A 7,351-nucleotide genomic window follows, 5' to 3' on the forward strand; every position below is an offset into this window, starting at 1 on the left:
GACTCAAGTCGATTATAGCAGCAGGAGAGATTTAGAAAAAAGGCGGCCTCTTCTTCGAGGCCGCTATTCTTTTGAGATATAAGGGGTGGAATTTTCTCCATTGAATAGTGTGGAGCAAATCTATGCCAAAATGACCTGATGTATCTTTTTTCCTTTCGAACAGTTCTGTACAATCCTTATTGTAAGCTTCACAGAATTTCCAATGTCAAATTTGATTTATTATCCTTTCCCGTACCCAGAAACCGGACCATAAAAACCATAACAGTTCAACCATCAATTCGGAGTAGGAAATGAAGGAGAATTATAAACTAAGAAACATGAACTCTTTGCCATATAATCTGAGTTATGGTGATGGTTTTTTGTGGTCGATCGTGCGAAGGGTTGATCAATAATCTCTTAGTTCAGGGGGTGCAATGATGGCTGAAGTCGCTTTAAACAAGACTGTTCCGGATTTCTCGTTGCTCGACCAAAATGGGAAAGAAGTGTCTTTATCAAAGTTTTCCGGCAAACGAGTCGTGCTGTATTTCTATCCCAAGGATAATACCTCCGGGTGCACTCTTGAGGCAGAAGGTTTTAGGGATCTGAAGGACGAGTTTGCAGATAAGAACACAGTTATCATTGGAGTTAGCAAAGATACTCAGAAATCGCATGCAGGCTTCTCACTTAAGCTTGATCTGAACTTTTCTATACTGAGCGATAAGAACGGAGAGATTCATCAGATGTTCGATGTAATTAAGCCGAAAAAGATGTATGGCCGTGAATACTTGGGAACTGAGAGATCCACATTCATTATTGATGAGAAGGGAATTCTAATCAAAGAGTACAGAGGTGTCAAGGCGAAAGGTCACGCAGAAGAGGTCCTTGAATTCATCAGCAATCTGAAGTAACTTAGAGAGCAAATTCATAGAATACCTTTGTCTGCGCTTTCTCAAATCCCTCTTCAATATAGAGAGAAAGGGCCTTTTCGTTTTTTGAGTTTACTGAAAGGACACTTTCGAGGCCCAAGTCAAGAGAAAGAAGTAATACCTTTCTTAACAAGAGTCTTCCATAGCCCTGCCTCTGAAAACTAGGTTATACTGCCAAAGGGCCTATCTCGAGAAGTCCATCCTCACTCATTTGCGAGAAGAACATACCAATTGGCTTGTTAACTTTGATCAGAAGTTGTATACCCGAGCTCGGGATGTTACTTCTCAAGATAAATCTTCTCAACCACTCTTGATCGATATCTAGATGACCGGCTATTTAAGCGAAAGCCGAGTTGATTATATTGCAGTAGATTTCCCCGTGAGTCCCAGTCTCAGGATCGAAATCTATGAAATGGATTTCCTAGGGAATTTCTAGAGAGAGTTTCTCTCGTTTTCTCTTCAAGATAAAAGAGTACCATTCTAAAGAGAAACCGATTTCCTCAAGGATTCTTTGAATAGGTTGCTCAGGTGAGACGAAGAGATAGACCTCATCGATTTCGGATATCATATCTTTCATGGCTCCTAGTAGAGATCTGTAGGCTTCCACATGTGAAGTTACAGAATGAAAGATCATGAATCTTCCCCTTCTCGCCTTTCTTTAGTGCTCTTCAAGTATTAGTGAAGCTGCTCCGAGAGACTTCCGTCTTCCCTCGAAAGTATTACAGGAGGTTGATCCTCATCTGCGACAAACTCAGCAGATGCAAGATATGAATCATCGTGTTAGGGGCCGAACACCCGGCAGTACTCAATGAACTCTCTCAGATCTGAGCTTTCTATCTTCTTAATCAAACACAATAGAGATCTCCTGGATCTAAATGTTACACAAGAAAACAGAGGAATCGAATCATATTGCGACTCCTTGAATTTAGTTCAACTTCAACTTGAGAGCCTCTTTTCGAGCTAAACATTTTTTGCTATCTCGTATGCAATGCTTTCCGGTCCTGATAAATGCGTTACATTAAAGTTCAACCCCATCAGTGCGCAATTAAAGGCGAGGCAAGACAAGAAGTGTATAATTATTGTACACAGAACATCAGTAACTTGAGGTGGTGATTTTATGGGTTTTGCTGTTAGGAGAAGCAAAAGGCCCAGAATAGGACACATTAGAAACAACTTCATAAGAGCATCGGTTCTCTTTGCAATAGTAACACCTGCGTCGATTTACGGAATTGCGGCTTTTTTTGGTGCTGGAGACAGACTTAGCGGTTTTGGATGGCTCTTAGTAATATTGATAGCCTTCTGGGTTCTGGTAGGAGCAATTTGGATTCTCTCCCTGAAGGCCTATATGGAGGCTCGTAAACAAATCAGGAAGAACCAAAGCGGTTTCAGAAGCAGAAACCTGAAGCCAGCGGGAATGATTTTCAATAGATCTCAGGTTAGTCCCATAAGAATGAAATCAACCTGACTTCCGATTGCTCATAAACCATTCATACAGTTCGGGATCCGAGTAAGTTTCTGTCCAAGAATCGTGACCGGCTTCAGGATATATCTTGAGCATAGGCTTTCCTCCGGCATCTTTCAGTGTTCTAATAAGTGTCCTGCTTTCTTCGACTGAAACTATGTTGTCCTTTCCGCCATGGAAGGCCCAAATAGGTAAATCCTTGATTTCTAGCACTCTCTCCGGGAAGCCCAGGATTCCCAGGCCACCCCCGCAAACCGGTGCTATTGCCGCAAAGAGATCCGGATACTCCACAGCCATGTGCCAGGTTCCAAACCCTCCCATTGAAAGTCCTGTGAGGTACATCTTAGAAGTGTCGACTCTATACTGTTTTACGACAGTATCCAGCAGGAATTTCAGATCTTGAAGTCTGTTAAGCCACCAGTCATTCTCCGGACATTGTGGTGAGATCGTAATGAATGGAAAATCAGCCATCTCACTCACAATCCTGGGGATTCCATGTTTTCTAAGCAGTTGCAGATTGTCGCCTCTCTCGCCAGCGCCATGAAGAAAAAGTATCAGAGGCCAGTCGGCTTCTTCTGAGGCGTACTGCCTAGGGAGCGAGAGGAAGTAGTCTAGCTTCCTGTTCAGCGAGTAAACAATTCTTGATGAATGAAGTTCCATAGACGCACCTCCTTCACAATCTTCATTCTACAGCATAGCATTAGGAATTGAAAATTCCTTACTCCAGTCATAGTGGGGAATCATCTCTTAAGACGGTAAATAGTCGTTACTTCTAGACTAAGTCAACTTCATCAAACACCGGTTCAAGTGTTCCTTCTCAAGTCCGCCGAGCCCTTATCCTTAGTCAGTTAAGTATGTCTCTACATCGAGAAGTATTTTGGCTCTCCTTTCTGAATCAACAAAGATTCTCTTTGGAAATTTGCAGATGCTAATTCACCTTGTGAACCTGCTTGCAGGACTTTTTAGCCTGTTAATGCGCTTTTATTATCAAGAAGTTCAGAATTATCCTCAACCTTCTCTTGCTCTAAAGACTGACTGTCCTGCCAGAATCGTTTCCTCTACTTCCAGTTCTCTGTTAAGTAGTACAAGATCAGCAACGAATCCCTCTTTGAATCTGCCTCTGTTGTGTATTCCAAGATTTTGAAGAGCGTTATATGAGGTCACTTTAGCCAGTTCTTGAAGACTACAGCCAGTCCAACTGTGAAAGTTATTGGCGGCCTTTTCCATAGTGAGAGTGCTTCCTGCAAGAGTTCCATCTTCAAGTGTTGCCACATTGCCTTTGACTTTCACTTTAAGCCCCCCGAGATCATAGATTCCATCATTGAGACCGGTTGCGTCAAGAGAGTCAGTAACCAAGATAATTGCTTCACTGCCACGTATTTTGTGGGCCATCTGGACAAACTCCGGCGCAGTGTGAATTCCATCTACTATCATCTCCAGCTTCATAGGTAATAAGAAACCTGCCCCAACACAACCTATCTCTCTGTGGTGAAGAACATTCATACCGTTAGGAAAGTGAGTCATCCTACCACAACCAGACTCATAAGCTTCTTTGATTTGAGAATAAGTAGCATCTGTGTGTCCAATTGAGACAAAAATCTCATTCTTGAATATTTCGGGAAGGACCTCTAGAAAGCCCTCGATCTCTGGAGCCATTGTTATCAGTACGACGATATCGGAAAGCACTGATCTGAGCTCCTTGATTGTTGCTGGTCTGATTACTGAGGGATTCTGAGCCCCTTTCTTCTTAGGGTTAATATATGGTCCCTCGTAGTGCACTCCACGAACGGCCGTTCTGGGTCTTTCACTCACATAGTTTGAGACAAGGTCAGCCACTCTCTTCATTTCATTTGAGTCGGCGGAGACTGTCGTGGGAATTAGAGAAGTTACACCGTGAGTCTCAACGAATTCCTCCCACCTTTCAAGATCTCCTGTATTCATTGTCATACAGTTAATTCCAACTGCACCATGCGAATGTGTATCGACAAAGCCAGGCATAGCTATTGAGCTGAATTCTCCGCCCGTCTTTGCAACTGATTCAATTTTGCTTCCAGATATTCTGATATTTGCAGTGTATTCCCCATCTACTGGATCAACAACAAGAACCCTTTCCAGTTCCATTCACTTCATCTCCCTTCATGACTCAATTATTACATCTATTAGGAGTGATCTGGGCAATCTAAGAGCAAAATGAATAGGTCGTGATAGCTGGCAGGGGCAAACAGAAACTGGTTCTCCGTTGATGGTTCTCCAAAAGAATCCGAAGGTCGCTTGCTAAGAGACGCTTAACGCTGGAGATCCGCTTCTTAGGAAACGCTGCGCGCTGTGAAGAGCCGTCCTTGGTCCTTCGTCCAAAACCATGAATACGTCCTTCGAAAGAGCAGTTGCAAGCTCTGGCAAAAAGACTAAAATTCCGTCTCGAAAGCGGATAAAAGAGCTCTTCAAGGCTTTTCAAGATCCCAGATCCTTACTTGCCCTCTTTGTTTTCCCGTTCTCTCTACTCTCTGAATTAATGGTCTGACCAAGAAAGAAAAAGTGATTTTTGCTCTGGAACGAAGAACAGGTTCATGATTTGGGAAGATAGACGAAGGACGGTTTCTCAGCAGCGTTCAGCGGGTTTTTGTTTTTAAGCGTACAGCGGTTCTTTGGACCGAGATGCTGAATCAAGTTCAGCATGACAGCGGAATTATGATCGGGTCTTGGGTCTAGGGTCTGGCGAACAAAAGCGGCTCTGAAAAATCAGCGGCGGATCGTTGATCGTCAACGTGGTTTTAGCAGCGATCAATTGCAAGCTGCTTCTTTGGCCGACGTAGTCGGAACTGGCCTACGTCAGCAGACTGGCTTCTTCTTTCTCTTTTTCTTGTAGCGAAGCTCTCGACTTGTCTTATGTAAGTAAAGAGATGCTGAATCAAGTTCGGATGACTGGATTAAGATGAGTGTATAGAGTGTAGGATTTAGCAAACAGACGCGATTGACCAATTCGCTGTTGCCAGCGTTCCCGAGGAACTCATCCCGGTCGATCCGGGATCTGGTCCTTGATCTTTCGAAGGACTTGGCTTATCTTGCATCCCCTGCCTCTCTTATTCTAACAAACAACGAAGGACCAAGGAGGATTTATCCTTCAGATGACAAGATGTGACATTTTTGGAATAACCAAACGCTTGCCAGATGGTATAGACATACGGAGTTCCTTACTTCATCATCCCGAATTTATTTCGGGAACTGGGCATTTGAGAAACGTTGTAGGGGGTTGCAGGCTACTTACCGGTAGGAAAGAGCCAGAGAAGCTGTTCTCCGTTGCCGATAAGACCACATCCCCGGATCCATACACGCTCCTTCCACCCGGTGTTATTAACCCGTACTTCTTAACCCGTTCTTTTCACCCGATACTTTGTTCCCCGCGAAGCGGGCCTTGTGGCTCTGAGAAGGCTTCCTTTTCGGGCGAACAGCCGTTCGCCCCTACAGAAGAATCGCAGCATCGTCTGACATTGTCATCCGTACTGCCCTGTATGGTATCTCGTTCTTCCAGGTCTTCTCGGAGAGCGGCGGACCGGTAACGGCTAACGGTTTTTCAGCCCTGCTCTCAGTGAGACTAATCTGCCGTAGCAGAGAAACGGCCATCACTTTCCACAGAGTCTGCAATAAAAAACTGAAGACCCTTTGGAAAGTTATGGAACGGGTCTTCAGCTATTTGGCGTGCACTGTATTTCCTAGTTGCCAAAACAAATTTGATCGCCTCTCCTTCTTTTCAGTTGTGGATAGAGGCCATGTATCTCTTCAAAGCGTCGCTCTTCATCTTCTCTATATATCTATCCACATCTGCTAGATTTCCTCTTCTCTTTTTCATGATCTCACCTCCTTATCTCTGGAGTTAAAACCTGGGGCTTGTCATCAAAGAACTGTATGTACTCTCTCTTAACTGTGAAACCATCCTGTCTATTTCCTTCATGCTTCTCTTTTTCATCTTCGTTCCTCCTCTTATCTTTCCCTTATTAGAATCTCGGGTTGATCAGCAAATTGCTGTATACGCTGTCTCTTTCACTCTCGATCAATCTGTCTATGGCCTTCAAGTTTCTCTTCTCTCTGAATTTCATCCAATCTCCTCCTCTCTTATCTGATGTTCATCAATTTTTCTTAGTGAATCTTTAACAATGTTCGAGTAGATCTCTCTTTCCCTGTAGTGAATCTTCTTCTCTCTTCCTTTCATCTTCCTCACCTCCTTCATAGGTAATGTGGGAAGGACTCTCTCGCTACTTTCTCTTTGAACTTTCGAACGGCTCTTTCGATGGAAGCTGGATCCTTAACTTTTCTCATTTCTACACCTCCTTTTATTAAACTCTGGTTCTACATTCATAATATATCACATAAAATAATGAAAAGTCAAGCACATAAATAAAAATATCTTCAATTACTATAATTATTTCTTCTATAGGGATAAGTATTTGTTTTATTGATCAGTTAAATAGTGAATTGGACGGAATCAGGAAGTTCTTATGGGAAGAAACTGTAGAATTCGATAAGAATATTGTCTCAATAAGCCGCCAAATGAATCGAAATACTGTTTTTGTGTTTTGAGAATATGGAGTTGATATTCAATTGAACCTGAAGATAGCCTAGTAATCGAATTGAACTTCAAAGCATGGAAATCAGTTCACTTTCAAATGTATAATCAAAAATGAACGCGGGAGGTATATGGAATGATCGAGTTATGAGGGGTAAGTGCGGAATATGTGGTTCCAACACTCGGGAGATTCTTCACCAGAAATTTCATCTTAAATATCACTATTGCGACATGTGTGGCTTCATTTCAAAGGATGCGGAGAATCGAATCTCTTTAGAAGATGAGTTGAAGATATATAAGAAGCACAATAACAGCATAGACGATCCCCGATATGTTGCATATTTCAAGGATTTCATCGATTCTGCTGTGATTGATTTCGTTTCTAATGGAAGAAGAGGGTGTTTTTTGCAAGAGTGAATTCCC

6 protein-coding genes and 1 pseudogene are annotated in these 7,351 nt (G+C 42.8%); 2 read left to right on the forward strand and 5 right to left on the reverse strand.

Annotated elements, in window-relative coordinates:
- The first annotated feature begins 416 nt into the window (after nucleotides 1–416).
- A complete protein-coding gene (locus B3K42_RS06570) occupies nucleotides 417–887 on the forward strand; it encodes a peroxiredoxin (protein ID WP_110990797.1) in 471 nt (156 codons plus the stop codon).
- Between the two features lies 1 nt (nucleotide 888).
- Here B3K42_RS06570 and B3K42_RS13860 read toward each other — a convergent pair.
- Nucleotides 889–1,059, reverse strand: a pseudogene (locus tag B3K42_RS13860) (ribosomal-protein-alanine N-acetyltransferase RimI); the annotation flags it as partial.
- A 267-nt stretch (nucleotides 1,060–1,326) separates the two neighbouring features.
- On the reverse strand, nucleotides 1,327–1,539 hold the full coding sequence (locus tag B3K42_RS06575; RefSeq protein ID WP_110990799.1) for a hypothetical protein: 213 nt from the start codon (nucleotides 1,537–1,539) through the stop codon (nucleotides 1,327–1,329).
- A 483-nt stretch (nucleotides 1,540–2,022) separates the two neighbouring features.
- Here B3K42_RS06575 and B3K42_RS06580 point away from each other — a divergent pair, with 483 nt between their 5' ends.
- Nucleotides 2,023–2,370, forward strand: a complete 348-nt coding sequence (locus tag B3K42_RS06580; protein WP_110990800.1) for a hypothetical protein — start codon at nucleotides 2,023–2,025, stop codon at nucleotides 2,368–2,370.
- Here B3K42_RS06580 and B3K42_RS06585 read toward each other — a convergent pair.
- The 3 genes from B3K42_RS06585 to B3K42_RS06595 form a co-directional block, all read right to left on the reverse strand.
- A complete protein-coding gene (locus B3K42_RS06585; protein WP_110990801.1) occupies nucleotides 2,362–3,027 on the reverse strand; it encodes a prolyl oligopeptidase family serine peptidase in 666 nt (221 codons plus the stop codon). The two genes, B3K42_RS06580 and B3K42_RS06585, sit on opposite strands and share 9 nt — an antisense overlap.
- A gap of 348 nt (nucleotides 3,028–3,375) precedes the next feature.
- Entirely contained in the window at nucleotides 3,376–4,488 is a 1,113-nt protein-coding gene (gene nagA, locus B3K42_RS06590) for an N-acetylglucosamine-6-phosphate deacetylase (protein WP_110990802.1), read from the reverse strand.
- Nucleotides 4,489–5,826: 1,338 nt separating this feature from the next.
- Nucleotides 5,827–5,988, reverse strand: coding sequence for a hypothetical protein (locus tag B3K42_RS06595; RefSeq protein WP_292597656.1), 162 nt, complete (start codon nucleotides 5,986–5,988; stop codon nucleotides 5,827–5,829).
- Between the last annotated feature and the right edge of the window lie 1,363 nt (nucleotides 5,989–7,351).

The sequence above is a fragment of the Mesotoga sp. UBA6090 genome (assembly GCF_002435945.1).
Lineage (GTDB): Bacteria > Thermotogota > Thermotogae > Petrotogales > Kosmotogaceae > Mesotoga.